Origin of the sequence: Prevotella sp. MA2016 (assembly GCF_000619825.1) — a bacterium.
Lineage (GTDB): Bacteria > Bacteroidota > Bacteroidia > Bacteroidales > Bacteroidaceae > Prevotella.
The window spans coordinates 1-26,829 of the sequence record NZ_JHUW01000006.1 but is presented as its reverse complement, the minus strand read 5'-3'; the positions used below and the strand labels follow the sequence as shown (position 1 = coordinate 26,829).

24 protein-coding genes are annotated in these 26,829 nt (G+C 48.5%); 6 read left to right on the top strand and 18 right to left on the bottom strand.

Annotation, left to right across the window (positions count from 1 at the left end; genetic code table 11):
• Window positions 1-37 precede the first annotated feature (37 nt).
• The 13 genes from uvrC to T360_RS14200 all read right to left on the bottom strand — a co-directional run bounded on the left by uvrC (window position 38) and on the right by T360_RS14200 (window position 13,804).
• On the bottom strand, window positions 38-1,882 hold the full coding sequence (gene uvrC, locus T360_RS0100190; protein ID WP_028910988.1) for an excinuclease ABC subunit UvrC: 1,845 nt from the start codon (window positions 1,880-1,882) through the stop codon (window positions 38-40).
• Window positions 1,883-1,984: 102 nt separating this feature from the next.
• Window positions 1,985-2,512, bottom strand: coding sequence for an adenine phosphoribosyltransferase (locus tag T360_RS0100185; protein WP_028910987.1), 528 nt, complete (start codon window positions 2,510-2,512; stop codon window positions 1,985-1,987).
• Window positions 2,513-2,562: 50 nt separating this feature from the next.
• Window positions 2,563-4,458: a tRNA uridine-5-carboxymethylaminomethyl(34) synthesis enzyme MnmG gene (mnmG, locus tag T360_RS0100180; RefSeq protein WP_028910986.1), complete on the bottom strand. Its 1,896-nt coding sequence runs from the start codon at window positions 4,456-4,458 to the stop codon at window positions 2,563-2,565.
• Between the two features lie 4 nt (window positions 4,459-4,462).
• On the bottom strand, window positions 4,463-4,864 hold the full coding sequence (locus T360_RS0100175) for a rhodanese-like domain-containing protein (RefSeq protein ID WP_028910985.1): 402 nt from the start codon (window positions 4,862-4,864) through the stop codon (window positions 4,463-4,465).
• An 18-nt stretch (window positions 4,865-4,882) separates the two neighbouring features.
• Window positions 4,883-6,463 carry a S41 family peptidase gene (locus T360_RS0100170; RefSeq protein ID WP_028910984.1) on the bottom strand — a complete coding sequence of 527 codons (1,581 nt, stop codon included), beginning with the start codon at window positions 6,461-6,463 and terminating at the stop codon, window positions 4,883-4,885.
• Window positions 6,456-8,405 carry a DNA topoisomerase IV subunit B gene (locus T360_RS0100165; RefSeq protein WP_036928370.1) on the bottom strand — a complete coding sequence of 650 codons (1,950 nt, stop codon included), beginning with the start codon at window positions 8,403-8,405 and terminating at the stop codon, window positions 6,456-6,458. The genes T360_RS0100170 and T360_RS0100165 overlap by 8 nt, the downstream gene beginning before the upstream one ends.
• Window positions 8,402-9,559, bottom strand: coding sequence for a hypothetical protein (locus T360_RS0100160; protein ID WP_028910982.1), 1,158 nt, complete (start codon window positions 9,557-9,559; stop codon window positions 8,402-8,404). The genes T360_RS0100165 and T360_RS0100160 overlap by 4 nt, the downstream gene beginning before the upstream one ends.
• A gap of 73 nt (window positions 9,560-9,632) precedes the next feature.
• A complete protein-coding gene (locus T360_RS0100155) occupies window positions 9,633-10,793 on the bottom strand; it encodes a class I SAM-dependent methyltransferase (protein ID WP_028910981.1) in 1,161 nt (386 codons plus the stop codon).
• Between the two features lie 26 nt (window positions 10,794-10,819).
• Entirely contained in the window at window positions 10,820-11,221 is a 402-nt protein-coding gene (locus T360_RS0100150) for an FMN-binding protein (RefSeq protein ID WP_028910980.1), read from the bottom strand.
• 27 nt (window positions 11,222-11,248) lie between these two features.
• Window positions 11,249-11,665 (bottom strand): rRNA maturation RNase YbeY, encoded by a 417-nt coding sequence (gene ybeY, locus T360_RS0100145; protein WP_028910979.1) that lies wholly within the window; start codon window positions 11,663-11,665, stop codon window positions 11,249-11,251.
• Between the two features lie 2 nt (window positions 11,666-11,667).
• Window positions 11,668-12,117, bottom strand: a complete 450-nt coding sequence (gene coaD / locus T360_RS0100140) for a pantetheine-phosphate adenylyltransferase (protein ID WP_028910978.1) — start codon at window positions 12,115-12,117, stop codon at window positions 11,668-11,670.
• A 1-nt stretch (window position 12,118) separates the two neighbouring features.
• Window positions 12,119-13,153: a Holliday junction branch migration DNA helicase RuvB gene (gene ruvB, locus T360_RS0100135; RefSeq protein ID WP_028910977.1), complete on the bottom strand. Its 1,035-nt coding sequence runs from the start codon at window positions 13,151-13,153 to the stop codon at window positions 12,119-12,121.
• 84 nt (window positions 13,154-13,237) lie between these two features.
• Window positions 13,238-13,804 carry a LemA family protein gene (locus tag T360_RS14200; protein WP_036928368.1) on the bottom strand — a complete coding sequence of 189 codons (567 nt, stop codon included), beginning with the start codon at window positions 13,802-13,804 and terminating at the stop codon, window positions 13,238-13,240.
• Between the two features lie 79 nt (window positions 13,805-13,883).
• On the opposite strand from T360_RS14200, the gene T360_RS0100125 reads away from it, so the two are divergent.
• Complete coding sequence (locus tag T360_RS0100125; protein ID WP_028910976.1) at window positions 13,884-15,014, top strand: SGNH/GDSL hydrolase family protein; 1,131 nt, start codon at window positions 13,884-13,886, stop codon at window positions 15,012-15,014.
• Between the two features lie 12 nt (window positions 15,015-15,026).
• Here the strand turns inward: T360_RS0100125 and dusB are convergent, their stop codons facing one another.
• Window positions 15,027-15,974 (bottom strand): tRNA dihydrouridine synthase DusB, encoded by a 948-nt coding sequence (dusB, locus tag T360_RS0100120; protein WP_028910975.1) that lies wholly within the window; start codon window positions 15,972-15,974, stop codon window positions 15,027-15,029.
• A 133-nt stretch (window positions 15,975-16,107) separates the two neighbouring features.
• On the opposite strand from dusB, the gene T360_RS0100115 reads away from it, so the two are divergent.
• Both T360_RS0100115 and dprA read left to right on the top strand, forming a co-directional pair.
• Complete coding sequence (locus T360_RS0100115; protein ID WP_028910974.1) at window positions 16,108-17,403, top strand: DUF2851 family protein; 1,296 nt, start codon at window positions 16,108-16,110, stop codon at window positions 17,401-17,403.
• Window positions 17,404-17,409: 6 nt separating this feature from the next.
• Window positions 17,410-18,534 (top strand): DNA-processing protein DprA, encoded by a 1,125-nt coding sequence (dprA, locus tag T360_RS0100110; RefSeq protein WP_028910973.1) that lies wholly within the window; start codon window positions 17,410-17,412, stop codon window positions 18,532-18,534.
• Here dprA and T360_RS0100105 read toward each other — a convergent pair.
• The 3 genes from T360_RS0100105 to bamE form a co-directional block, all read right to left on the bottom strand.
• Window positions 18,494-19,294: a Rossmann-like and DUF2520 domain-containing protein gene (locus T360_RS0100105; RefSeq protein WP_028910972.1), complete on the bottom strand. Its 801-nt coding sequence runs from the start codon at window positions 19,292-19,294 to the stop codon at window positions 18,494-18,496. The two genes, dprA and T360_RS0100105, sit on opposite strands and share 41 nt — an antisense overlap.
• Window positions 19,295-19,310: 16 nt before the next feature.
• Window positions 19,311-19,595 (bottom strand): helix-turn-helix domain-containing protein, encoded by a 285-nt coding sequence (locus T360_RS0100100; RefSeq protein WP_036928511.1) that lies wholly within the window; start codon window positions 19,593-19,595, stop codon window positions 19,311-19,313.
• Window positions 19,596-19,833: 238 nt separating this feature from the next.
• Entirely contained in the window at window positions 19,834-20,154 is a 321-nt protein-coding gene (bamE, locus tag T360_RS14195; RefSeq protein ID WP_051523235.1) for an outer membrane protein assembly factor BamE, read from the bottom strand.
• A 559-nt stretch (window positions 20,155-20,713) separates the two neighbouring features.
• On the opposite strand from bamE, the gene T360_RS0100085 reads away from it, so the two are divergent.
• From T360_RS0100085 to T360_RS15565, 3 genes are all read left to right on the top strand, one after another.
• Window positions 20,714-22,054, top strand: coding sequence for a hypothetical protein (locus T360_RS0100085; RefSeq protein ID WP_028910970.1), 1,341 nt, complete (start codon window positions 20,714-20,716; stop codon window positions 22,052-22,054).
• A gap of 179 nt (window positions 22,055-22,233) precedes the next feature.
• Window positions 22,234-24,516: a DUF3987 domain-containing protein gene (locus T360_RS14190; RefSeq protein ID WP_197019243.1), complete on the top strand. Its 2,283-nt coding sequence runs from the start codon at window positions 22,234-22,236 to the stop codon at window positions 24,514-24,516.
• A gap of 242 nt (window positions 24,517-24,758) precedes the next feature.
• Entirely contained in the window at window positions 24,759-26,417 is a 1,659-nt protein-coding gene (locus T360_RS15565; protein ID WP_051523233.1) for an Ig-like domain-containing protein, read from the top strand.
• Between the two features lie 110 nt (window positions 26,418-26,527).
• Here T360_RS15565 and T360_RS0100070 read toward each other — a convergent pair.
• Window positions 26,528-26,829, bottom strand: a 302-nt coding sequence (locus T360_RS0100070; protein WP_028910969.1) for an IS3 family transposase, incomplete at its 5' end; no start/stop codon positions are given.

Here is a 26,829-nt window from a genome sequence, read left to right as displayed (position 1 = left end):
GTTACGATAATATTTTCAAACTACCAAATCTGTGGGCTTATAACTTCGTGTTTTTGTTTTCGGGGTGGAAATGCCAGTAGATAATTTGCGCTTTGGCTGGTCCAATCACGTCTGATAGGGTAGACAGCTGCGCCTCGCGTATCTTTTTGACGGATTTGAGGGCATTTAGAAGCTCGTCACGCGTTTTGGGACCAATGCCCTTGATATCATCCAACTCGGAGTGTAAAGCGCGCTTAGAACGCTTATCTCGGTGGAACGTGATGGCAAAACGGTGCACCTCATCTTGTATCTGAGTCAGCACATGAAAGAGTTCTGATTCTACCTTCAAGGCAATCTTCATTGGTGGGAATCCATACAGCAGTTCGTTGGTGCGATGTCGATCGTCTTTGGCTAGACCGGCGATGGGTATATCCAGCTTTAATTCGTCTTGGATGACTTCACGGATCACTTCCATCTGACCTTTACCGCCATCGGCTATAATCAAGTCGGGTAGGTGTTGTTCTTCTTCAACCAGGCGCTTATATCTGCGATGTACTACCTCTTTCATTGAGGCATAATCATCAGGGCCCACTACGGTCTTGATATTATAGCGTTTATAGTCGCTCTTTGAAGGTTTCATTTTCTTGAAGACGATGCAGGCAGCAACAGCATCGGTACCGGATATGTTTGAATTATCAAAGCACTCTATCTGGTAGGGTAGCGATGGCAAGTGCAGCTTGTCTTGCAGTTCCTTCATCAGGCGTGTTTGTTTCTGCTCGGGATTCAGTTTTTCAGCTTGTTTCAATCGGTCGAATTTGTACTCCTTGCAGTTCATGATGGAAAGGTCCAGCAATGTTTTCTTATCTCCCATTTTGGGTACTGTAAACTTCACGCCTTCAAGTTCTACGTCTATCTCCTTTTGCACAATGATTTCCTTCGAATCGCTTTTAAAGCGCTCTCTGATTTCAACGATACCTAACTGCAGCAGCTCCTCGTCTGTTTCGTTCAGTTTCTTTTTGTATTCTATCGTAAAACTCTGGTTGATGCTACCATTCGATACATGGATATAGTTGATAAATGCCATCTTTTCATCCGATGTGATTGAGAATACATCTACTTTATCGATGGTTTGGCTCACTACCTGACTCTTGCTGACAAAGCCGTCGAGAGCCAGATACTTGCGTTTTACTTCCTCGGCTTCTTCGAACTTTAGTTCCTCTGAAAGGCGAAGCATTTCTTCTTTCAGATCACGCAATACTTCTCGTGTGTTTCCTTTCAGAATCTCGCGAGCCTGAGCGATGTTTTTTTGGTAGTCCTCGTATGTCTGTTTGCCAACGCAAGGCCCCTTACATTTCTTGATATGATAGTCGAGACAAACACGATATCTGCCACTCTCAACGCCTTCTTTTGTGATGGGCTGTCTACAAGTACGAGGCTGATAGAGCTCTTTGATCAGTCCTAGCACTTCGTACATGGCACTTACTTTGGCGTAAGGTCCGTAATAGGTGGCCCAGTTTTTGTTGATGGTTCTGGTTTTAAAGATACGAGGGAAGAATTCCTTAGTGATGCAGATAGAAGGGTAGGTTTTACCGTCCTTCAGTAGCACGTTATAGCGCGGATTGTATTTCTTGATGAGCGAATTCTCCAAGAGTAGGGCATCCTCTTCGGTATTTACAACGGTATAGCTGATGTCGAATATCTTGCTGACGAGTACTTTTGTTTTGAATCTATCCACTTCGGTATGAAAGTAGCTAGATACTCTATTCTTTAAGCTCTTCGCTTTTCCAACGTATATGATGGTATGCTCTTCGTCATAGAACTGATAGCTGCCAGGTTTGTCTGGCAACCTTCTAACTATTCCTTTCAGATATTCTAGTCGCTTCTCGTTTTCTTCCTTCGTCATGTTTGTTTGGCGTTTTGTTTTGTGTACCTTTTAATATTCAATCCCGCGAACCCTTAGTATTTAAAGGTGTTTCGCGGGATTGTGTTTCACGTGGAACATTTGTTAGATGGTGAGCAGAGTGGTTAGGTCAATGCCCTTAAACTCGTCTCGGCCGTGCAAACCTTCGTCGGTGATTTCAATAATGAAATTGATGAATACCTTCTTGGGGTGGAAGTGCTGAACCAGTTTGTAGGCTGCCTTGGCTGTTCCGCCAGTTGCTAACAAATCGTCGTGAATAAGTACCACGTCGTCAGGCTCGATAGAATCGATGTGCATCTCGATGGTATCTACTCCATACTCTTTTGAGAACGATTCCTTGATGACAGTTGCTGGCAGTTTTCCTGGTTTGCGCGCCATCACGAATCCGCAGCCTAATCTTGCAGCCAATGCTGCACCTAGGATGAAACCGCGACTTTCGATACCAACGATCTTGGTGATACCTTTATCTTTGTAAAGCTCCACCAACTCGTCCATCATAATCTTCAAGCACTCGGCATTCTTGTAGAGTGTGGTTACATCTCTGAAATTGATACCCTTTTTAGGGAAGTCGGGTATGCAACGCAGATTGTCAATCAATGTTTTGTTGTTCATAATCAGTTATTTATGCTTGTTTATTCTACTTAAATGTTTCACGTGGAACACTATCTACCCATCAGTACCAGCAGTACATTGATGTCGCTAGGACTAACGCCTGGTATGCGACTGGCTTGAGCCAATGTCTCTGGCTGGATTTTCATCAGTTTTTGTCGGCATTCAGTCGATAGACCTTGCAATTCTTCGTAGTTGAACTTGCCTCGAATGCGTATATTCTCCAGTCGGTGCATTTTGTCAGCTACCAATCGTTCGCGGTCGATATAACCTTTATATTTCATACGTATCTCTGCAGCCTCTGCTATTTCTTCTTTTCGATTAGATGGACGCTCCAGGATTTCTTTGAGCGATGGAATCACTTCTGAAAGGTTCTTGAGGTTCAACTGCGGACGATTCACCAGATCTATCAGTTTGCAGCCAAACTGGAGTGGGGTAGTGCCGAGTGCTTCGAGGGCCGAATTGATCAGGCGTGGCTTGATGGCGAAATTCTGACAGAAAGTTTCGATTTCTTCGATAGCCTGCTTTTTCTCCATCCACCAGTCGTAACGGTCTTTCTTGGCGATGCCTAATTCATAGGCTTTCTCTGTGAGACGAGCGTCGGCATCGTCCTGACGCAGCAGAATGCGATATTCGGCTCTTGAAGTGAACATGCGATAGGGCTCATCGACACCTTTGGTGACCAAATCGTCGATTAATACGCCAATATATGCTTCATCGCGATGCAGTACAAATTGTTTGTTGGCCGCATCAATATCGCTACCAGAACAACCAGCTTTCAGCGCCGCGTTGATACCAGCCAGGGTGCCTTGGCCGCCAGCTTCTTCGTAGCCTGTGGTGCCGTTCACCTGTCCTGCCATGAATAAGCCCTTAATAATCTTTGATTCCAGCGCGTGATTTAGCTGTGTGGGGTCGAAAAAGTCGTATTCGATAGCGTAGCCCGGACGATATACTTTAACGTCTCTGAAGGCCGGCATTTGCTTCAGAGCCTCTATCTGTACGTCCATTGGCAGCGACGATGAAAAGCCGTTCAGATACATTTCGTTTGTATCTTCGCCTTCTGGTTCCAGAAACAGCGGGTGCTTATCGCGGTCGGGGAAGGTGACAAGCTTTGTCTCAATAGATGGGCAATAGCGTGGACCTATCGATTGAATCTGTCCATTATATAGTGGAGAATCAGCCAATCCGCTTTTCAGAATCTCATGCACCTTCTCGTTAGTGTTCAGCGTCCAGCAAGGCAGTTGTTTGAGCGCGCCGCCTTTGTTCATATAGCTGAATTGGTAAGGACGGTTCTCGCCAGGCTGCTCCTCCAGTTCTTCAAAATGTACTGAACGTTTGTCTATACGTACGGGTGTGCCCGTCTTCATGCGTTCAGATGTGATGCCGTGCTGGGTGATACTCTCGGTGAAATGTGGCACAGCAGGCTCTGCAATACGTCCGCCTGGCACCATTTTACGTCCGATGTGCATCAATCCATTCAGGAATGTTCCTGCAGTAATCACCACCGATTTGGCATATATCTCTGTGCCCCAGATGGTGCGCACGCCAACAGCTTCCTTATCTTTTACGATCAGTTCGTCAGCCTGATCCTGCCACACATCCAGATTTTCGGTTTCATCGATGGTCTTGCGCCATTCCCAAATGAACTTGCCGCGATCGCATTGTGCACGTGGACTCCATACGGCAGGACCTTTTCCTACGTTCAGCATACGGAACTGGATGGAAGTGGCGTCTGTTACCAATCCCATCTGACCTCCAAGTGCGTCTATCTCTCTGACTATCTGGCCTTTAGCGATTCCGCCAATGGCAGGATTGCACGACATCTGTGCAATCTTGTTCATATCCATCGTTATCAGACATGTCTTCGCACCCATATTGGCGGAAGCACAAGCGGCCTCGCATCCCGCGTGACCGCCTCCGATAACAATTACATCGTAATTCAATATCATATTCTTATTTTACAGTTTCCTTCTCAGCCATTTTCCAAGCTGTTATGCCGCCTTTCAGGTTGATCACCTTGTAACCCTCGGCGGCCAGTTTGTTAGCAGCCATAGCGCTGCGGTGGCCTGTACGGCAATATACCATAATCGTTTTGTCCTTAGGCAATAACTCTTTTGCCTTTGGCATGAATGCCAGACTATCCTTTACATCGATGTTGAGAGCTCCTTTCAGGTGCTCAGCGCTGTATTCTTCAGTTGTACGTACATCTACCAGTATGTGGTTGTCGTTGCCGTTCTGGAGCGTCTTGTCGAATTCATCAACATTGATGGTTTCAAATGCATCGTTGTTTGCATGCTGTGCCCATGTCAGAATGCCTGCCACCATGAGCATCATCGTCATAAACAGTTTTTTCATGATCAGTCTATTTTTATATTAGTTGTTATCAGTTATCACTTCAAGTGCGCGCTTTACCATCGCATTTTCTTCGTTGAAAATAGAGAAATATTCGCTCATATCCCAGATGTCTCGAGCTATCAGCGCCTTGAGTTGCAGGCGCAGATAGGGGATGGTCTTTTCCAGTTCAGCCTGATCCTTGGGCTTGATGTTCTGTTTCTCACCATCCTTTAGGATGGTGTCTATCAAACTCTGTGGCACCTCAAAGTGCTGTTTGAAGTCGTCGAACGATGTCCAAGTCTTCTTCAGCTGTTTGCGATTGTTATCTACGTAGCGCAGGTTCTGCTGCAGTACGATGCTCTTGGCTGCCAGTTCGCGATGGAATCTGGTATAAATGGTGGTGTCTAATGGGATATATTCGTCGGGCATGATACCACCACCGCCATAAACTGTACGATGCTGACGAAGTGTTTCATATTTCAGCGAGTCGGCAAAATGGATGCTGTCTGCATTTGTCAGCTCGCCGCTTTTCAGTCGGTTAATCACGTCCATCGCATAGTCGCGGTTCTCGCCTTTGGTGTAAGGCTTCTGAATACAACGCCCTGATGGGGTGAAGTAGTGGGCAATGGTTAATCTGATCATCGAGCCGTCAGGCAGATCGATAGGACGCTGTACAAGTCCTTTTCCGAATGTACGGCGACCAACCACTATACCGCGATCCTGGTCCTGTATGGCTCCAGTCACAATTTCGGCCGCTGACGCCGTATAACTGTCTACGAGTACAACTATATTACCCTGACGGAAAACGCCGCTTCCATCGGCCTTATATTCGGTTCTGGGCACCTTTCTACCTTCGGTATAGACTATCAAATCGTTTCTTTGCAGAAATTCGTTGGCGATATCGACTGCTGCTTTCAGGTAGCCACCACCATTTTCCTGCAGATCCAGGATCAGATGCTTCATACCCTGATCACGCAGTTTTTTCAGTCCATCCAGGAACTCCTGATGGGTAGTGGCACCAAAGTTGCCAATGCGGATATAGCCTATCTGTGGACGTATCATATATACGGCATCTACTGATTTTACGGGGATTTTGTCTCTTACAACCGTGAAAGTCAGTTTGTCTTTGATGCCCTGTCGCACCACGCCTAGTTTTACCTTGGTTCCCTTAGGACCACGCAGGCGTTTCATGATCTCCTCTTTCGACATTTTTACGCCGGCAATAGCTGTATCGTTTACTGTGATGATTCTGTCGCCAGCAATGATGCCCACCTTTTCTGATGGTCCGTTTGTTACGGGCTGAATCACCAGCAGCGTGTCTTCAATGATATTAAACTGTACACCTATGCCTTCGAAATTGCCTGCAAGTGGTTCGTTGGCCTCTTTCACCTCCTTTGGTGTCATATATGAGGAGTGTGGGTCCAGCTTGTCGAGCATGCCTCTGATGCCGTCTTCCACCAGTTTTTTCTCATCTACACTATCTACATAGAGATTGCTGACGGCTATCTCTGCGAACTGTAGTTTGCGTAGAGGCGAGTCGTCGCCAGTGTTGATACGGAACTGTGCGTGGGCACTGATGGCACCCAGGCATAACAGCATAGAGGCAATCGTTTTATTCATATATGTCTTCTTCAGGGCGGTCTTCCTCAACCACCAGGTTATCGATGATAAAGTTCTGTCGCTCCATAGTGTTCTTACCCATGTAGTACTCCAGCAACTTTGCTACTTGGTCTGTCTTGTGCAGCGTTACCTGCTCCAAACGTATGTCTGGGCCGATGAAACCAGCAAATTCGTCAGGCGAAATCTCTCCAAGACCTTTGAATCGGGTGATCTCAGGATCAGGTCCCAGCTCTTCGATGGCCTTCTGGCGCTCTTCGTCGCTATAACAATAGCGTGTGATGAAATCGTTCTTTTTGTCTGATTTAGCATCAGCTTCGGCAATTGCTTTCTTGTTTTTGATCTTTGTGCGACGATTACGAACGCGGAAGAGTGGTGTCTGCAGCACGTAAACGTGGCCTTTCTTGATGAGTTCGGGGAAGAACTGCAGGAAGAAGGTGATGATAAGCAGACGGATGTGCATACCGTCCACATCGGCATCTGTGGCTACGATAACCTTATTATATCTCAGGTTTTCAAGACTCTCTTCGATATCGAGCGCAGCCTGAAGCAGATTGAATTCCTCGTTCTCGTACACCACCTTTTTGGTCAGTCCGAAGCAGTTCAGAGGCTTACCTCGCAGCGAGAATACGGCCTGTGTGTTTACGTCGCGGCTCTTAGTGATACTTCCGCTGGCAGAGTCACCCTCAGTAATGAAGATGCACGACTCCTCTTTGCGGTCATTCTTGGCATCGCTGAAGTGTATGCGACAGTCGCGCAGCTTGCGATTATGCAGATTTGCTTTCTTGGCGCGTTCGCGGGCCAGTTTTGTTACGCCAGCCATTGCTTTGCGATCGCGTTCGCTCTCTTTGATCTTGCTTTCAAGCACCTCTGCCACATCCTGATGGATATGCAGATAGTTGTCGACCTCGGTTTTGATGAAGTCGCCTACGTATTTGTTGACGCTCACGCCACCATCTGGCGACATGGTGAGCGATCCCAGTTTAATCTTGGTCTGACTCTCGAACAGCGGCTCCTCTACGTTGATGGCAATAGCTGCTACGAGACCTGTACGGATATCGCCGTATTCGTATTTTCCATAAAACTCCTTGATGGTACGTGCGATATGCTCTTTGAAGGCACTCTGGTGCGTACCGCCTTGGGTGGTGTGCTGTCCGTTGACGAACGAGTAGTATTCTTCGCCATACTGATTAGCGTGGGTGAAAGCTATCTCGATGTCATCGCCTTGCAGGTGAACAATCGGGTAGAGCGCATCGCTGGTCATGCGGTCTTTCAGCAGGTCTTCCAGTCCGTGACGCGACAGGATGCGACGTCCATTATACATGATGGTCAGTCCGATGTTCAGGTAGGTATAGTTGCGCAGCATGTTTTCCACGATTTCATCGTGAAACTGGTAGTTCACGAATTTGGTGGCATCTGGCTCAAAATAGATATATGTGCCGTTTTCATCCTGAGATGGTTCTGTGACGTCGCTGATGAGTTTTCCGCACTCGAACACGGCTTTGCGCACCTTGCCTTCGCGATAGCTATGCACTTCGAAGTGGCTGCTAAGCGCGTTGACAGCTTTCACACCTACACCGTTCAGACCAATAGACTTCTTAAACGCCTTAGAGTCGAATTTTCCGCTGGTGTTCAGGATGCTGACTGATTCGATCAGTTTTCCTTGAGGGATGCCTCGACCATAGTCGCGCACAGAGATGCGCAGATTGTCTTCTACATTTACCTCGATTCTATCGCCTGCTTTCATCTTGAATTCGTCGATAGAGTTATCAAAAACTTCTTTCAGCAGTACGTAGATACCGTCTTCTGCCGATGATCCGTCGCCTAAGCGACCGATATACATACCTGGGCGCAGACGGATATGCTCCAAACCTGTCAGGGTCTGGATGTTACCTTCGTCGTACAACGGGGTGCTGGGATTAATTTGGTTGTTATTATCGTTCATAGATTCTTTTTGAAACATCTTCTGCGTTTATGTTGAGTGTGGTCCAGATATTGCCACTGGCTTTGCACTTTCTCATTGGTCTCCATTTCTACGTTGGTCTCGCCCCATTTGAAGCCATATTCCTGGTATTTGGGGATGAGGTCGTAGAATAGCAGGGCATTGGCACCTTTCTGCTGATATTCGGGCAGGATGCCCACCAGCATGAGGTCGACACCCTCAGCCTTGTGGAACTTGAGCGCTCTGAGGCAATGCCACCATCCGAAAGGCCATAGGCGTCCTTTGCGACACTTCTGCAGGGCGCGCGTCATGGATGTGATGGAAATGCCCACACCTACGATGTCGTGGTTAGGTGTGTTCCAGTCCTCAATCAGGCATATCAGGTTCATATCGAGCATGGGGAAGTACATCTTCAGATACTCATCTATCTGAGCCTCAGTCATTTGTGAGTATCCATACAGATGGCCGAAAGTTTTGTTGACCACATCGAGCACCTTGCGACCAATCTGCTCTTTGCCAAACACCTGACTGCGCTTGGGGTGGGTGGGGTGCAGATTATAGCGCTTCATCACCATCTCGGCTATCTTCTTGAATTTCTCTGGTATCTGACCTTTTTCAGGTACGATGAGCTTGAATTCCACGTAGTCGTTATCCTTCTCCCAGCCACCAAGTTGTTCGATGTGCTTGGGGTAGTAAGGGTAGTTGTAGATAGTGGCCATAGTGCCCATTTGGTCGAAACCCTCTATCAGCATGCCTTCAGGATCCATATCTGTGAAGCCTAACGGACCCACAATCTCGGTCATGCCTTTTTCGCGGCCCCATTGCTGGGCAGCGTCGAAGAGGGCTTTACTCACCTCGATATCGTCGATGAAATCTACCCAACCGAAGCGTACGCTCTTGCGTTCCCACTTGTCGTTGGCGCGATGATTGATGATAGCGGCGATGCGTCCAGCCAGTTTGCCATCCTTGTAAGCCAGGAAGTACTCTGCCTCGCAGAATTCGAAGGCGGCGTTCTTATCTTTGCTCAGGGTATGCATATCGTCGCTGAACAAGTTGGGGGCATCGTATGGATTCCCTTTATACAAGTCGTGATGGAAATCAATAAATGCTTTGAGACTTTTCCGATCGGTGACTTTTTTAATTTCTATTGCAGACATAACTCTCTCTTTGTTCGTTAAGCTTAAAAAAACGATGCAAAGATAAGGAAAAAAGAGCAAAAAACAAAAAATATTAAGATATTTTTCGGCAAACCAACAGCAGATGGCCTTTCTGAGCATCGGTTGTGGCAAAAATATACACGTCGCCGCCGTCTTTCAGCTTCAGGCGCTTCTTCAGTTCGGCTACGGACAGGGGAAAGTTTCTTACTGCGATATTAGCTTTTGTGATGCCTTCCAAGCCTGTTTTTAGCTCGCGTTTGTTCATGGTACAGGTGCGCTCGATGACGAATCCGCGCCCTGGGAAATCAGGTATTATCTGGTCTGACAGAAACAGATGGCTGTTTTTGTCGGGCTGACTGATGCCGAAGCGCTTGGCGATGAGTTGGAAGCAGCCTGCCTTCATCACCGATGCATTGGGCTCATACAGATATTGGGGTGAAGTGGAGGCTTGATAAAAGTTACCAGTTTCATCGCCGATGGTATAGTTGAATACCTGACTGTCGTTAACGCAGAAAAACCTGATGTCGCGTGCTTCCCGTTCTACAACCAAGAGTAGCTCTTTGCACTCATTGCCTACAGAAACGATATGAACTTCGCTGACATTTCCGATGTCGGAAACGGCTTTCTGCCAGTCTAGCATGGGGGATAGTTTGATCATCACGCGATGGGCTTTTTCCAGCATCTCATCGATAATCTCCAGGATGTTTGGGGTGCAATCGGCAATGCCATAGGTGCGCCCGCCATGCTCATCGCGCCGGGCAGGGTCGATGAATATCAGGTCGGCATGCTCCATCTGGTGCAGATAATCCACACCATCGCTACAGACCACCTGGATGTGGCGCAAGCCCAAGCACGCATAGTTGGCCGATGAAATGGCGCATAATGCGGCTTGCTGTTCTACGTGTACAGCTTCGGCAAAGTTGGCCGACATAAATGCCATATCAACGCCGAAACCAGCTGTCAGATCCACTATTTTCTGTCCTTTGCCCGCTATCCGGGCTTTATAACGAGCTGTGGCCTCGCTTGAGCATTGTTCCATCGATAGGTGAGGCGGATACGCAATGCCGTCGTTGGCAGCCCATGATGGGATTTTTACGCGCGCCTTCTGTCGGCCTGCTATCTGGTCGAGTGCATACGTCATGTCCACCTCAGGATTCTTCTTGCCTTGAAGTGCCAGTTGCCGTACGTCGTCGTTAGCATGGCTACGGATAAATGCGAGCGTGGCCTCGTTCATTGATTATAAGTGCTGTGCACTTCTGATTAGTGCTTTGAATAGTAATCTAATCCCAATTTTACGTTCTCGATGACAGACTTAGAAGAGTAGGTGGCACCTGTAACGGCGTCAACCTTCATGTTCTTGGCATCCTTTACCTTCATGCCGTTCCACTTGTCAAGCAAGGCTTTCTTCACCTTCAGGAAGTATTTTGGGGTGTCTTCGTTTTTCAGCGCTTCAACTTTCACAACCTTGTTTTTCTGAATATAAATCTTGACGGGAGTGGGGCCCATGAAGCCCTGTATGTCCTTGCCTATATTTGTTGTGTTGATGACGGTCATGCCGTTTTCCTTTGTCATCGTCTGTTCGCTGGTTTTCCAGCTCTGTAGTGTCAAAGCCACTACAATCATTGAGCAGCAGCTCAATGTTGTCATTACAATCTTTTTCATTTTTGTATTATTATTATCCTTACTAAATTATTCAGCTAACATGTCGAGTGCCTTGTTTTCGGCAGCTTCCATGATTTCGCGCTCGCCTGGCCCCTTGTCGTTGATGCCGCAGAGGTGCAGAATGCCGTGGATGATGACACGATGCAGTTCCTCGTCGTATGGACGACCGAACTTGTCGGAGTTTGAGAATACGGTGTCAACAGAGATATAGATATCGCCGTTGATAGTCTTTCCTTCGGTATAGTCGAAGGTGATGATGTCTGTGTAGTAGTCGTGACCAAGAAACTGGTTGTTTACCTCGAGAATCTTGTCGTCGTTCACGAATAAGTAGCCGATTTCACCGACTTTCTTCCCATAACTAGCTGCTACTTTACGAATCCAGCTTGTTGTTTCTCTTTTCTTGATGTTGGGGAATTTAACCCCCTCTGCTTCGTATACTATCATAGTTAATGTTTTTTCGGAATATAATCGCTTACGTCAACGCCGAAGTGCTTCAGTTCTCTGAGGGCGCTTGATGACACGCTGGCCAGCTCAGGTTCTGTGTAGAGTAGGATTGTCTCGATGCCCCCTAGGCGTCGATTGAAGTCGGCCTGCCATTGCTCGTACTCAAAGTCGGTCACGCTGCGCACACCTTTTACGATGAATTGTGCGTTTTCTGCTTTTGCAAAGTCCATGGCCAATCCGTAATACGGTTTCACCTCTATGCGTTTTTCGTCGGCATAGAGCTCTTTGATGGGCTGCATGCGCTGCTCCACCGTGGGCATGTCGGGCTTGTGTACGTTATCGCCTACCACACCTATTACCAGTCGGTCGAAGAGTGGTAATGCGCGGCGCACGATGGAATCGTGGCCAATGGTGAAGGGATTGAAGCTCCCTACGAATATTCCTGTTTTCATATCAGTCGAACAGATTAGGTTGCATGATATTTCCTCCGTACGGGTTTCGGCCGAAGTGCTTGTAGGCCAGTTCTGTAACCATGCGTCCGCGTGGTGTACGCTTGATGAATCCCTCCATGATGAGGAATGGCTCGTACACCTCTTCTACGGTGCCAGCATCCTCGCCGATAGCCGTAGCGATGGTAGTGATGCCGACTGGGCCACCACGGAACTTGTCGATGATGGTAAGCAGAATCTTATTATCGATTTCATCGAGACCATATTTGTCGATGTTCAAGGCTGTGAGGGCCACGCGCGTGATCTTGGTGTCGATGGTTCCGTTGCCTTTCACCTGTGCAAAGTCGCGCACTCTTCGCAGTAGTGCGTTAGCGATACGGGGCGTGCCACGCGAGCGTCCTGCAATCTCGAGTGCAGCATCTTCTGTGATGGGCACTCCAAGAATGCCGGCTGAACGCTCAATAATGGCTTGTAAAGTCTCCGGTTCATAGTACTCCAGATGCATGTTGATGCCGAAACGGGCTCGTAGCGGAGCTGTAAGCAAACCGCTGCGAGTAGTGGCACCCACCAATGTGAATGGATTCAAGTCGATCTGGATGCTACGTGCCGAAGGCCCCTTGTCTATCATGATATCGATTCGGTAATCCTCCATGGCGCTGTAGAGATATTCCTCTACAACTGGTGACAAACGATGGATTTCATCGATAAAGAGCACATCGTTCTTTTCGAGTGAGGTGAGTATTCCCGCCAGGTCGCCAGGCTTGTCGAGCACAGGTCCGCTGGTGATTTTGAATCCCACGCCAAGTTCGTTGGCAATGATATTCGAGAGGGTAGTCTTTCCCAGTCCTGGCGGACCGTGCAGGAGTGTGTGGTCGAGCGGCTCGCCGCGGTATTTGGCAGCCTCTACGAACACTTCCAAGTTTTCTACAACCTTCTTCTGGCCGCTAAAGTCACTAAAGCTTAGCGGTCGCAGGGCGTTCTCAAAGTCTTTTTCGCCTTGAGAGAAGCGTTCTTCGCGAATATCAAAATCCTCGTCCATCATATTTTCGTGTGCAAAATTACGAAAAAAGCCACAGACTACAAAATAATCTGTGGCTATTTATAATTTTTCACTTTTCAATCATTATTTTTTAAAGGCTTCATCGAGATCGGGGTAAGCCTTCTTCTGCTCGTTGTCGACCTTGAGATACTCTTTCTCGTCGAAGTGCAGCAACGAAGCCACGATGCTTGATGGCCATTGGCGCACCAGGCGGTTCATCTTGGTGGCGGTGTCGTTATACACCATGCGAGATACGCGTACGTTCTCCTCATATTCTTTCTGTCCCTCCTGTGCATTGAGATAGAGCTCGCTGGCCTTCAGCTCGGGGTATTGCTCCACAACTACGTTCAGTCGGCCCATCATCTGTCCCAGCAGATCCGACTGTGCGTTGATGCCGGCAGGCGTTGCGGCAGAGGTGTGCCCGCCACGAGCCTCAATGGTCTGGATAATGGTTTCGCTCTCGTGCTTGGCATACTGAGCTGCTGTTTTGGCTAAGGCCACTACGGCGTCGAAACGCGAATTAAGCTGAACCTCAATCTGGCTCAGGGCATTTTTACACATTTCATCGAGACTTACCAGCGCGCGCTGAGTAGAGATGAAATAACCGATTACACATACAAGTAATCCTAGTAGTACTGCTCCTACAATCATATTTGACAAATTTTATGGTTTAATTGGGGCAAAGATACAAAAAGATTTCGTAACTTTGCAACCAAAACTTAAAAATTATATGAAAAAAATTATTTTACTAGCTTTTTCAGCTATTTTTTGTCAACAAATCTCGGCCATAGTGACCGTACCTATTCAAGGAAATGTGGTAAAACCTACCGATTGTCACATCCAGTATGCTGGTCGTATCAGTTTTACTAATCCAGAGCGTCCTGCGTTTAATTTTCCCGGTGTTCAGATTTCTGCAGCTTTCGAGGGCACCTCGCTGCGCATGATAGCCAAGCCCAAGAGTGGTTATTTTGTGGCTCAGATTGATAAGGCAGAACCTTTCAAGGTGGCTTTCTGCGGAGAGCGCGACTCGGTGGTGACGCTGGCTACAGCTCTGGCCGACGGGGTTCATACGGTGAAACTGATGTATGCCATCGAGGGTTACGAGTTTTATCCTGAGTTCTGGGGCTTTGTGCTTGATAAGGGCAAGCAGTTGGTTGATGCGCCCGCGTTGCCATCCAGAAAGATAGAATTCATCGGCAATTCTATCACCTGTGGCTATGGTAATGAAGGACTGAAGAAAGAGGAGCATTTCGACTATGCTACTGAGAATCATTATTACTCGTATGCCTCGATCACAGCGCGCAATCTGGATGCCCAGCACTGGGTGGTGGCGCGCAGCGGTATTGGTGCTTATCGCAATTACGACGGTCCGAAGACGGGCAATCCTGAGTCGAACATGCTGGTGCAGTATGAATATATAGGATACGCGTGGAAGCCCCAGTTGCGCCAGGAGGCTACATTCCTTCGCGAAAAGTGGGACTTCAGTCGTTACCAGCCCGATGTCATCTGTATTAATCTGGGTACCAATGATACCTCGACCAACAACTACGACCTGAAGTTGCTGAAGCAGAACTACAAGAAGTTGCTTGAGATGGTGCGACTGCATAATCCCAAGGCCAAGATTGTGTTCTTGTCGGGTTCGATGCTGTATAATAAGGAGCTGAAGGATGTGAAGCAGTTGCTCGACGAGGTGGCCTCCGAGGCCAAGAAGGCCGGTGACAATGAGGTGTATCGCTTTGATATGAGTCCTATCGCGGGCAATGAGTGGTATGGCAACGACTGGCATCCCAATGTGTATCAGGATGAAAAGATGGCAGGCGAGCTGACAGCTTATCTGCGCCAGCTGATGAATTGGTTCTAAGAAAGTGAAGGATTAACCGAGCAGTTTTCGCGTATCTTCGAGAATCTGCATGAGCTCGCTCATCGTCTCGGCTCGCAGCATGGCGATACGCGTCTGACGGAAATCGGGTATTCCTTTAAAGATAGGTGTAGCGGCGAGGTGTCTTCTAGTGTGGAGGATGCCTCGCTTCTCGTCTATACGCTCCACGTTGATGCGCAGCAGCTCTTCCAGGATGTCGAGTTTCTGATTGAAGTCCATCTCCTCGCGACTGAATATCCATGGGCATCCGAAGGTGGCGCGGCCAATCATGATGGCATCTACGCCGTAGGTCTTGAAGGCAGCGTCGGCCTCGTCAAGGTTGTGTATATCGCCATTACCTATAATAGGAATATGTATGCGTGGGTTGCGCTTCACCTCGCCAATCAGCGTCCAGTCGGCCTCGCCGGTGTACATCTGAGCGCGTGTGCGACCATGAATCGTCAGCGCTTTGATGCCGCAATCCTGCAGCTGTTCGGCCAGCTCGGTGATAATCAGTTGCTCGTGGTTCCATCCCAGTCGGGTTTTTACTGTTACGGGCAATTTCACGGCGTCCACTACCTTGCTCGTTATCTCCAGCATCTTGGGTATGTTCTGCAGCATGCCAGCGCCAGCGCCTTTGCCTGCCACCTTCTTCACAGGGCAGCCAAAGTTCAGGTCGATGAGATCCGGACCGGCTTGTTCCACGATTTTTGCAGCCTCTACCATCGCCTCCACGTCGCGACCGTAGATCTGAATGCCCACAGGGCGCTCAGTATCGCTGATGGTAAGCTTCGATATGGTAGATTTCACATCACGTATCAGCGCCTCGGCGCTCACAAACTCTGTGTAAACCATAGCAGCTCCGAACCGCTTGCACAGCAGTCGGAAACCGATATCTGTCACATCTTCCATCGGTGCCAGAAACACCGGATTCTGTCCAAATTCTATCTCGCCTATCTTCATTTCGGGTGCAAAGTTACTCCAAATTTTCAAATTTCTTGTGCGAATTCCAATTTTTTGTGATATTATTTGGCAGATTCGATGGAATAATGTATTTTTGTGCCCAAATTTCTTGCTAAAAACTAAATAATCTCTGATGGAACAGTTACTCCACTATACTTGGAAGTTGAAGCTCTTTCCGCTGAAAGAACTCAGAACGAGCGATGACCTGCTTGTTGAGGTGATCGACCCAGGAAAACTTAATCACGATGCAGGACCCGATTTTACGAATGCTAAGATCTGGATTGGTGGTACGATGTGGGCCGGCAATGTGGAGATTCACGACAAGTCGAGCGACTGGTATGCTCATGGGCACGACAAGGATAGCGCCTACGACAACGTGATTCTGCATGTGGCCAAGGTGATAGATACCGAGGTGATGAAGAGCAATGGGCAGTATGTGCCGCAGTTGCAGTTGGATGTGCCCGCGCATGTGCAGGCCCATTATGATGAGCTGCGCCGCACGGAGGAGTATCCCGCCTGTTATAAGGTGATACCCGATTTGCCCTCGCTCACCGTACACTCGTGGATGGCTGCCCTGCAGGCAGAGCGCCTGGAGCGCAAGACGGCCGACATACGCAAGCGTGCCGAGCTGTGCAATGGTTCGTGGGAGGATGCCTATTTCATGACGCTGGCGCGCAATTACGGCTTTGGTATCAATAGTGATGTGTTTGAGCTCTGGTCGCAGCATATCCCACTGGGAGCTGTGGCTCATCATCGCGACGATTTGTTTCAGATAGAAGCCATTTTTATGGGGCAGGCAGGACTGCTGGAGCTCGACGCCGTGCCTGAGTGCTACCAGCAGGAGGCGCTCAACGATGGCTACTTTGCCCGCTTGCGCAATGAGTATCTCTATCTGGCCCATAAGTTCTCGATGAAACCGATTAATTTCAAGCTGTGGCGCTTTCTGCGATTGCGCCCGCAGAACTTCCCGCATATCCGTATCTCGCAGCTGGCCAATCTGTATTATCAGCAGAAAGCCGGACTAAGTCAGTTGATTGAGTGCGAGACTATCGACGAGCTGAAGTCGGTGCTCAGTTCTCAGGTGACGCCTTATTGGGAAACCCACTACACCTTCGGCTCTGCCAGTGCTCGAAACGAGAAGCATCTCTCGGCGGGTTCGGTCAATTTGCTCATGATCAATACCGCCATCCCCATGCTGTTTGCCTACGGGCGCCATAGCTCCAAGGAGGTGCTGTGCGACAAGGCCTTTGACTTCCTGGAGCAGCTTAAGGCCGAAAACAACCATATCATCCGCATGTGGCAGCAGGTGGGACTGCCTATCAAGTCGGCAGGCGACTCACAGGCGTTGATACAGCTTAAAAATGAATATTGCGACAAGAAAGAATGCCTGCGCTGTCGCTTTGGTTACGAATATCTAAAACGCAAATAAATATCGATGAACGAAGAAATATTCTATGCGATGGCGCTCACGCGCCTTACTAACTTTAATTTTCAACTGGCTCTTGAACTATATAAATCAGCCGGAAGCGCTCAGAATCTGTATGAGCACCGTTATGAAGTAACCGATTTCATCGCCAACTGTCCGCCCCGCATGGTTGAGGCGCTGAAGGGCTGGGATGCCGCCATGAAGCGCGCTGAAGAGGAACTGAAGTTTATGGAAGAACACCAGGTGCGCGCTATCTCGCTGCTCGACGACGACTATCCGCAACGCATGCTGGACTGTGTAGATGCCCCGCTGGTGCTTTATTATAAAGGTAATGCCGACCTGAACCAGCAGCGCCTGATCAGCATCGTGGGCACCCGACAGATTACGCGCTACGGCAAGGATGTGGTGAGGCGGTTTGTGCACGAGCTTCATGAGCTGTGCCCGCAAGTGCTCATCGTTAGCGGACTGGCCTATGGTGTGGACATCTGTGCCCATCGCGAGGCCCTGGCGTGTGGTTACGATACGCTGGGAGTGGTGGCCCATGGGCTCGATCAAATCTATCCTTATCATCATCGCGACACGGCAGCCGAGATGGTGCAGCACGGCGGTTTGCTCACAGAGTTTATGACCAAGACCAATGCCGACAGGGTGAATTTTGTGCGCCGCAATCGCATCGTGGCTGGATGCACCGATGCCACCGTGGTGATAGAGAGTGCAGCCAAGGGTGGCAGTTTGATTACGGCTCAGATAGCTCTGAGTTATGATCGCCCCGTGTATGCCTTTCCGGGCAATGTGGGCAATCCCTTCTCAGAAGGTTGCAACCACCTGATTCGCGACAACGAGGCCGCCCTCATCACCAGTGCCGAGGATTTTGTGCAGGCCATGGGATGGCAGGTAGATAAAGTGCGCCGCCAGGCACTAGCCGAAGGCATAGAGCGCCAGCTGTTTCCTGAGTTCACGGCCGACGAACAGAAAATCGTTGGCCTGCTGCGGCAAACCAACGATATTCAGCTTAATATCATGAGTGTGAAGACGGGCATACCTGTCAGTCAGCTTGCCGCCTTGCTCTTCCAGCTCGAGATGAAGGGTGTTGTCAAGGCTTTGGCTGGTGGCACGTATCATCTGCTGATGTAGCATCGGCGTGGATGCTCTCCGCCATCAGTTGATATATCTGTCGGGTGCGCGCATCGCTCAGCAGCTCCTGCTGCATCTGCATCACGCCTGTATCCCAGCGCATCATGGGGCCTGTTTGAGCCTGTTTGGGGCTTAGCAGGGCCACCTTTTTAGCCGTTTCATCGATAAGCGGCAGAAACAGCTTAAAGTCCATCTGCTCTTCTTCAAGCACCTTTTCGGCCAGTCGGTAGCAGTGGTTGGCAAAGTTGCAGGCCAGCACGGCAGCCAGATGCAGCTTTTTGCGCTGTGCCGAAGTGGCTGGTACCACGTTTCCCGAGATGCTCTCGGCCAGCGTGCGGATGGCGTCGAGCGTTGCCTCGTCAGATGCCTCCAGGAAGCAAGGTATCGGCTTGAAATCCACCCGTTTGTTTTTTGAAAATGTTTGCATGGGGTAGAGCACACCGTAGTGCTGCGCATAAGGCTTCAGCACATCCATCGCTATGCTGCCCGCCGTGTGAACGATGATGGCCTGCTGCGCCTTGCGACCTACCTTTTCGGCCAGCCCTGCGATGGCATCGTCCTTTACTGAGATGATGTAGATATCGGCATTTCCGCTGATTTCGTCGATGTTGGTGGTGTAATCGCAGTTTAACTTGGCGGCCAACTCGCTGGCGTGCTCAGCCGTACGGCTAAACACCTGCACTATCTGCTGTCCAGCCTGGCCGAGTGCCAGTCCCAGCTGCGTGGCCAGATTTCCCGATCCAATAAAAACTATCTTCATAATACCTCTGTGATAGTTATAAAACGGTAAGCGAGATACGTTTTCCTAAGCCAGCAAAGATGCGGAATAGGGTAGAAAGCTGAATATCTGCATGACCGTTTTCAATTTTTGAGATATAGCTTTTCTTTGTACCAATCTTCTCGGCCAATTGCTCTTGAGTAAGCCCTGCCAATCGACGCTGTTCCTTTAAACACTCTGCCAAACAGAATGCTTCAGCCTCTACTTCAAACTTTTCACGAGATTCTGTGCCACGCTCGCCATACTCGGCATTAAGCAACTCCTCGAAACTCGTACTCTCCATAATTGCTTTTTTCTTCTGTGTTTCCATTTCCATTTTCGATTAGTATTTCCGCTGCAAAGTTAATCAATTAATGAACATTTTCCAAACTTTTGGGCGATTTTTTTGATTAGGGCAGAGAAAAAGCGGGCTCCATACCAAACTCAATCGCTATCTTTGCAGGCGAAATCATCAATCGCCTGTAATGCCAGTCCCATGCGGGGGAACTGATAGTTTCTGCCGTCGAAACTAACAGTTTATCCTATCTTTTGCTGTCGGGGTGGGGGTGATGGTGTCGAACTTCGCGGAAGGAGTTCATCGACACCACACGATCGTTGTAAAACTGCATCACCACCACATCATAGTCGTCGTTGTTCAGCAGCTCGCGATACTCCCACTCATCCCGGTTGCCGTCGAAGCGTCGATATTGCGGTTTGCCCATCTTGGCCGTCACCTCATCCTTGGTCATGCCCACCTTGATACTTGCAGCCATGTCGGCCACGGTAGTGAACAACCCTGCACACGAACTCATCACAATTCCCAACACGCCCACCAGGGCCATTTTTCTAATCGTTTTCATCATAATCCTAAGCTTTAATCATACATTTATGCTGCAAAGATAAGATTATGAAAATAAAAACGTGCAGCCGTTTCCCTACCAAGCGATAGGGAAATCCCCATTTAATCAGATACTATCCAAGAAAAACGGCATTTTTTTTCATCCCTGCGCAGTCAGCATAATCTTTAGCTTGGTAAAAGCAATTTACAATGCAATGCTGTGCAAAAACCACTACTTAATATCCGCATTTTTTTCCAGGTTAGGGAATTTTTGCGCCCTAACTAGGGAAATATTTTTCCATAGTATGGTAGCAGAATCTGCCATTTTATTTAGAAATGAAAAATCATTACTTAACAAATCGGCAGGCGGTATACGTGTGACAAATAAGACAATTAATACTGTCTTTTTTGCACGCTTTTATCAGGTTAGGGGATATTAATACTAACAATCATTACTATTAATAGTAAACATTATGTTTGGTAGTAGTAAACGTACTGTTTACTCGTAGTAGCTTAAACCATGTATAAAATGTGTTGTCTTTTGTCCTAATTGTCACAAATGTTTTGTATCTTTGCATCCCGATATGAACAAACTAAGAATTGATGTGGTGGGACTGTCGCACGGAGATGTGCGCAACCACTGGCAAGAATATGTAACCGAAAGCATAGGTAAAAAACTAACGTTGCAACCCCAGCCCGATAACATCGTAGATCGCTATGCCGTTCGTGTGCGCGAGGGATTGCAGAATATCGGTCATGTAGCAGTAACCGATCAGCATGTGGTGTATCAGGTCCTGAAAGCATCTGAGCGTGAACGACTGCAAGGCAAGGTGGTGGAGTTTGTAGAGGAGCCGCCTTTGCTGACGGTTGAGGTGGATGTAGCCGTGGTTGACAGCGATTACGATGACTACGACGATAGCGCCTATGCTGATTGGTACTACGATGGTATACCATTGTTGCCGCGCAAAATGGAAGAGTTAGGCGATATGATTATCGACCTTGAGGATGCTCTGAAGGATGAGGCTCCTAAGGACGAGATACTTGCGATGGCTAAGATACTCATAAAAGAACATCTTTACGATGCCAGTCGCGAGATGACCCGCAAGCGTTACTGGTTGGAGCAGCAGTTGTCGCAGCGCCCCGAGCCAGAACTGCAGGCCATAGCCAAGCAGCTACGCGAACAAAAGGGTATGCTGATGCGCTATGTAAACCGCGAGCAGGTAGCCCGTCATTTGTTTATAGAGTGGCCCACAAAGTTAAAACATCAGGGTCTGGCCGATTATCACTATACCTACGACAACCGATTAAACGAGCTTGAAGAGCAGCTACATGCATTTCCCAATCAACTTTACGACAAGTTCCTGACCGACCCAGTGGATTTTCTACGCGAGGTGTATTACAAGCATGTATCGCGCCGATACCTGTTCCCATTGCTGTCGGGTATTGTGCTGATGATACTGAAAGGTCGCGTACAGATAGAACGCTGGGGCCGTGAGGGTGATACTGAACCTATTGAACAGATAAAGAAACTGGCCTCAAAACTAACGGAATCGCAGCGCGAAGAGAAGATGAAGGAAGCCCTGAGCGAGCTATTAATAAAGAATGACGCGCACGGGAAACCTATTATCTGTCAGAAGAACCAGTGGGCTGCCTTTGCCAGCATTCTGATGTTCGATTACCATCTGCTGGGCTCTTCAAAAGAAGATGTTGATATGAGAGCCTTCTGCAAAAAGATGACCGACTGGGGCTTTGGTGCAGATAGCAAGTATAAGGTATTCTGTGATTACGACAATGTGAGCAAGGATAGCGACTATGCTCTGTTTGCCTTTAAAGACTGGAATGGCGGCGGCGCCAAGCACCAGCGAATGATGGTGGCAGCAACAGAACTCAGAGACCTCTTACGCAAAAAAATCGGCTATAATTGATGACTGGGGAATTTTTCCCAATCATCATTTTCCAACGAAAACATTCCAACGCAATTCGAACGTTCCAACGGTTTAAAAACTGCTGGAGGAACGTTTGGTACACCTTATTTTTTTATCGTATTTTTGCAGCGTCTTTCGGCCGAGGACACAATGTAGAATATCGAAAAAAAGTAAAAAGTATGCGAAAAGGAACATTTTCAATTTGCCATTCAGCAATGGCGCCCGCTCAGATGCAGCCCTGCACTCCTGAGCTCTTGAATGCTGCGTTTGATAACCAGCTTGTGTCTAACACCTGCCGAGAGATTGCTACTAATCTCCAGAAGGTAAAAGAAGGTACGCTCACACGCGAGGCCTTCGACTCTCTTAAAGGCGAGCTTAAAACTAAGAATCTGCCTGTGGTTTGTTTTCACGCTATGTTTACCGATGGCTATCGTCACAACGAGTCGGCTGTGCCAAGCGGACTGTCGATCTACGATGTCGATCATCTCACTATCGATCCGCGCACCTATTATAATACTAAGGTGGCTGGTCGCGAGGAAGAGTTGCAAATCGCCTTGGTGCACATTTCGCCAAGTGGCGAGGGTATCCGATTGGTGTTTGTGATGCCCAAAGGTATGACGCTGGCCCAGGCACAGCAGTGGATGGCGCAGCAGCTGGGCGACGACACTTACGATGGCTGCGTAAAGGATATGGCACGCTGTTCGTTTGTGGTTTGCCGCGACTATCTGTTGCATTACGACGAGGAGTTGCTGTTTGCCGAGCGCGAGGTGGATGTCCCCGATGAGGCTGAAAATGGAAATTCGCAGTTTCTACCTATGGAACTGCCAGTTCCCGCTGAAGAAACAAGCATTTTCGAGGATAACTTCTTGGGCGTCAGCTACCCCCAGATAGTACGTGCTATGGAGGAATTACTGGGCGGTGTACCTGCTCAAGGAGCACGCAACAACTTTATTTTCTCGATGGCTTGCCATCTGCGCTACGTTTGTAATGATGACCCACGCTGGATTGCCCAGGTGCTGCCACGTTACGGCGAGGAAGAGGCTAAGTTCATCTCAACCGTGCGTTCGGCTTGCAATCGTCCGCAGACCAAAACTGTGCCCGATCTGGTGAATCGTGCCATTGAGATGGCCCGTAAACAGCAGCAGGTTGACGAACTTATCCTGCAGAACGGTATTAACGCGCCTAAGCCCCCTGTAATGCCTCAGAGGCTTACCAAGTTTATGCGTCTGATAACCAAGAATGTACCCGAACACCTCAAACCATCTGTAGCCATGAGCGTGTTCCCGTCGCTTGGAGCCCACTGCAAAGGCGTAAAATTCCGCTACAACGACAATGCGCTGGTAGAGCCTACCTTTATGAATGTGAACGTGGCAGAGATGTCGAGTGGTAAGTCTGCTGTCAACAAGCCCATCGATGCTATCATGGCCGATATCAAAGAGCAGGACACCAAGAACCGTAAGCTGATGCAGGAGTACAAGGAACAGTACGATGCCTGTCCTGCCGATGAGCAGAAACCAGAGCGCCCCAAGGGTTTGGCTGTACAGTGGGTAAAGAGTGATATGACACCAGCTGCATTCGTACAGCTGATGGCCGATGCCGGCGGTCGATTCCTCTACACCCGTATGGATGAGATAGGTATGCTGAACCAGCTTAAGACCAATGGTAAGGGTAATAACGTGACAGAGATTCTGCGCCTGGCCTACGACTGCGGTGAATACGGACAGGAGCGTGTTGGCACCAAGTCGGTATCAGAGTGCGTAGAGGTGCGTTGGAACTGGAACGCATCAACCACCCCAGGCAAGTGTCGCCGATTCTTTGCCGATTCCATGCTCGATGGCACTCTCTCGCGTATGTCGTTCAGCACCATCTATACTGATGACGACCGCATGCCGCTCTACGGCATCTACGACGACAAGTACACCAAGCAGGTACAGGAGCAGGTAGCACTACTCAACGATGCCAAAGGCCTCATCGTATGCAAGAAAGCCAATGCTTTGATAGCCGAGATGCTTGAGGAGAACCGCCAGTATTCGGCTCTGGCCGACGACGATGTATATCGCGAACTGTCTTATCGTGCCACCCTTTCGGCCTTTAAGCGAGGTATGGTGCTTTACATCCTGAACGGACAGAAGTGGAGTAGGGAGATAGAGGAGTTTGTGCGCTGGTCGTTCCACTACGACATGTGGTGCAAGATGTGGATTTTTGGCGAGAAGATGCGTCGTGCGATGGATCTCGACAAAGCCGCCTTGGTACCAGGTCGCCGCAATCTGATGGAGTTCCTGCAGGATTCCTTCACCCTCGACGACTTGAACACTGTGCGTCGCGCACAGGGCATGCGAGGCGACGGACAGGCTCAGCTGCGTAAATGGCTACAGCGTGGTTATTGTACCTACAATCCTGCCTCCCAGCAGTACACCAAGAGTCCACAGTTTATAGCTAAACACCAAAAGTCTGCAGCATAGTTGTGACGATTAGGACCGCTCGACCTTTGGCCGAGCGGTTTAAGGATATCGACCGAACGGGTTTGATAGGGGATGTCGGTGGTGTTTTGTGGGACGAAATGAAAAAACATTCTGCGAATTAACGTTATTTAATATGGAAGAGGTGAAAGCAGCCGAAAATTTTTTTACCTTTGTAGCCGATACCTGATGACATAGTAATTTTTACGTAATAACATATAATAATTTTCTAAAACAATCTAATCATGACAAAGAAAAGTATTTCAAGACTGCTGCAGGCATCGCTGATGTGCTGCCTGGCTGTGCTCTTCACTGCTTGCGACGACATCTTCGCCAGCGAAGACAATCCAACACCGGCTTATCTCCAGTTGAGCGAGGCCCCGGTAACCATCAAAGCTGGCGACACTTACAGACGCAAGGCCATCTCGGTGACCAGTGCCGTGGTGGAATATACCTCGAGCAACACCAATGTAGCCACCGTTGATGGCGAAGGCCTTGTAACCGCTATTGCCGAAGGCGAAGCCACCATCACCGCCACTGCCACCGGCTACAGCACCGGCGGCAAAAAGATCTTCCTCGCCGATTCGAAATCGTATGTGGTAACAGTTACTCCTGCTGTAACAAGCCTGTCGCTCGACAAAGCAAACTTGAGGTTTGACAAGAATGTTCTTACTGCTCAAGTACTAACGCCGACAGTTACACCTAGCGACGCAACCATCACCTGGACTTCGAGTAATGAGAACGTGGCTACCGTTGACGCTAATGGTCAAGTAACACCTAAAGCAAAAGGTACTGCCACCATTACCGCTAAAGCTGGCGACTTGACCGCTACAAGCAGCGTTTACGTTTACGATAAGATATGGAATGTCAATACTGATGGCAATGCTGCCGTGACTACCAATGAATCTTGGCTCATCGAGGGTGACGTCACAACTTCTGTGTCCAAGTCTATTACCATTGAGGCTGGCGCAACGGTTACACTCAATGGTATTAATATCACAAATGGAATCAAATGCTTAGGCGATGCCACTATCATCCTGGCCGATGGTTCTACGAATACGGTTAAAGGATATTTCCTAAAAGCTGGTATAGATGTTGGCCCTTCAGGAACAACGCTCACCATTGATGCCGAAACAGCAGGTGATGGTAAACTCAACGCTACTGGTAGCACGCAAAGTGCCGGTATCGGATCGAGCTATAATTACAGTCTCGACATTACATGTGGAGCAATCACGATTAAAGGTGGCGAGATAACCGCTAAAGGTGGCCTTTATGGTGCTGGTATTGGAACGGGATTAAATATAGATAAGAACAATACATGTGGAGCAATCACGATTAATGGTGGTACAGTAACCGCTACTGGTGGTAAATATGCTGCTGGTATTGGTACGGGCTGGGCTGATGGAAGTGGCAGCAATACTTGTGGCGCAATCGCGATTAATGGTGGTACAGTAACCGCTACTGGTGGTAAATATGCTGCTGGTATTGGTACGGGCCTGGTTGATCTTAGTGGCAGCAATACATGTGGCGCAATCGCGATTAATGGTGGTACAGTAACCGCTACTGGTGGTAAATATGCTGCTGGTATTGGTACGGGCCTGGTTGATCTTAGTGGCAGCAATACATGTGGCGCAATCGCGATTACAGCAAACGTTACAAAAGTTACTGTAACAAAGGGTGAAGATAGTCCTAATATTATGGGTGTTGGATATTTAGCAAGCGGCACTCAAAACTGCGGCACGATAACATTCGGCACTGCACAGGTATTTGATGGTACTGCTGCCACTGGCACTTGGTCACCCAGTGATCCTTTGACGGCTGGCACCTATGGTGGGTTGAACCTCGCCATCTCTACCACAACAAATGCTGACGACACCTGGACGCTGACTCCAGTGGCACCCTAATGATAAAAAAAGATTGATTATCACACAATAAGAACGTTATTGTAATTTTAAGTTCAAGTGCCCTTCGTCGCGATGATGTGACCCCGAAAAGTTGGACATTAAATTAAACGTTAATTATTTATCTCTCTATAGTAGTGAGCTCGGTATATAGCCGGGCTCATTCCTTTTAATCTCAGTTTTATTCTTTTATTGTTATACCACCAGATATATTTCTTCAGTTCTCGTTCAAACTCTTCGACAGATTCAAAATGATTCACGTATAGTAATTCGTTCTTCATAAGTCCGAAGAAGTTTTCCATCATGGCATTGTCCAGACAGTTGCCTTTCCTTGACATGCTTTGTACGATTCCATGGTCTTTGAGTATCTTCTGATACATCATATGCTGATAATGCCAACCCTGATCAGAGTGTA

Bases quoted from the DNA above. Each gene is read 5' to 3' on its own strand.
- T360_RS0100185 (WP_028910987.1), bottom strand. From the start codon at position 2,512: ATGAACAACAAAACATTGATTGACAATCTGCGTTGCATACCCGACTTC.
- T360_RS0100165 (WP_036928370.1), bottom strand. From the start codon at position 8,405: ATGAACGATAATAACAACCAAATTAATCCCAGCACCCCGTTGTACGAC.
- T360_RS0100175 (WP_028910985.1), bottom strand. From the start codon at position 4,864: ATGAAAAAACTGTTTATGACGATGATGCTCATGGTGGCAGGCATTCTG.
- coaD (WP_028910978.1), bottom strand. From the start codon at position 12,117: ATGAAAACAGGAATATTCGTAGGGAGCTTCAATCCCTTCACCATTGGC.
- T360_RS14200 (WP_036928368.1), bottom strand. From the start codon at position 13,804: ATGATTGTAGGAGCAGTACTACTAGGATTACTTGTATGTGTAATCGGT.
- T360_RS14190 (WP_197019243.1), top strand. From the start codon at position 22,234: ATGCGAAAAGGAACATTTTCAATTTGCCATTCAGCAATGGCGCCCGCT.
- uvrC (WP_028910988.1), bottom strand. From the start codon at position 1,882: ATGACGAAGGAAGAAAACGAGAAGCGACTAGAATATCTGAAAGGAATA.
- T360_RS0100150 (WP_028910980.1), bottom strand. From the start codon at position 11,221: ATGAAAAAGATTGTAATGACAACATTGAGCTGCTGCTCAATGATTGTA.
- T360_RS0100100 (WP_036928511.1), bottom strand. From the start codon at position 19,595: ATGGAGAGTACGAGTTTCGAGGAGTTGCTTAATGCCGAGTATGGCGAG.
- bamE (WP_051523235.1), bottom strand. From the start codon at position 20,154: ATGATGAAAACGATTAGAAAAATGGCCCTGGTGGGCGTGTTGGGAATT.
- ybeY (WP_028910979.1), bottom strand. From the start codon at position 11,665: ATGATAGTATACGAAGCAGAGGGGGTTAAATTCCCCAACATCAAGAAA.
- dusB (WP_028910975.1), bottom strand. From the start codon at position 15,974: ATGAAGATAGGCGAGATAGAATTTGGACAGAATCCGGTGTTTCTGGCA.
- T360_RS15565 (WP_051523233.1), top strand. From the start codon at position 24,759: ATGACAAAGAAAAGTATTTCAAGACTGCTGCAGGCATCGCTGATGTGC.
- dprA (WP_028910973.1), top strand. From the start codon at position 17,410: ATGAACGAAGAAATATTCTATGCGATGGCGCTCACGCGCCTTACTAAC.
- ruvB (WP_028910977.1), bottom strand. From the start codon at position 13,153: ATGGACGAGGATTTTGATATTCGCGAAGAACGCTTCTCTCAAGGCGAA.
- T360_RS0100160 (WP_028910982.1), bottom strand. From the start codon at position 9,559: ATGTCTGCAATAGAAATTAAAAAAGTCACCGATCGGAAAAGTCTCAAA.
- T360_RS0100105 (WP_028910972.1), bottom strand. From the start codon at position 19,294: ATGAAGATAGTTTTTATTGGATCGGGAAATCTGGCCACGCAGCTGGGA.
- T360_RS0100085 (WP_028910970.1), top strand. From the start codon at position 20,714: ATGAACAAACTAAGAATTGATGTGGTGGGACTGTCGCACGGAGATGTG.
- T360_RS0100115 (WP_028910974.1), top strand. From the start codon at position 16,108: ATGGAACAGTTACTCCACTATACTTGGAAGTTGAAGCTCTTTCCGCTG.
- T360_RS0100170 (WP_028910984.1), bottom strand. From the start codon at position 6,463: ATGAATAAAACGATTGCCTCTATGCTGTTATGCCTGGGTGCCATCAGT.
- mnmG (WP_028910986.1), bottom strand. From the start codon at position 4,458: ATGATATTGAATTACGATGTAATTGTTATCGGAGGCGGTCACGCGGGA.
- T360_RS0100125 (WP_028910976.1), top strand. From the start codon at position 13,884: ATGAAAAAAATTATTTTACTAGCTTTTTCAGCTATTTTTTGTCAACAA.
- T360_RS0100155 (WP_028910981.1), bottom strand. From the start codon at position 10,793: ATGAACGAGGCCACGCTCGCATTTATCCGTAGCCATGCTAACGACGAC.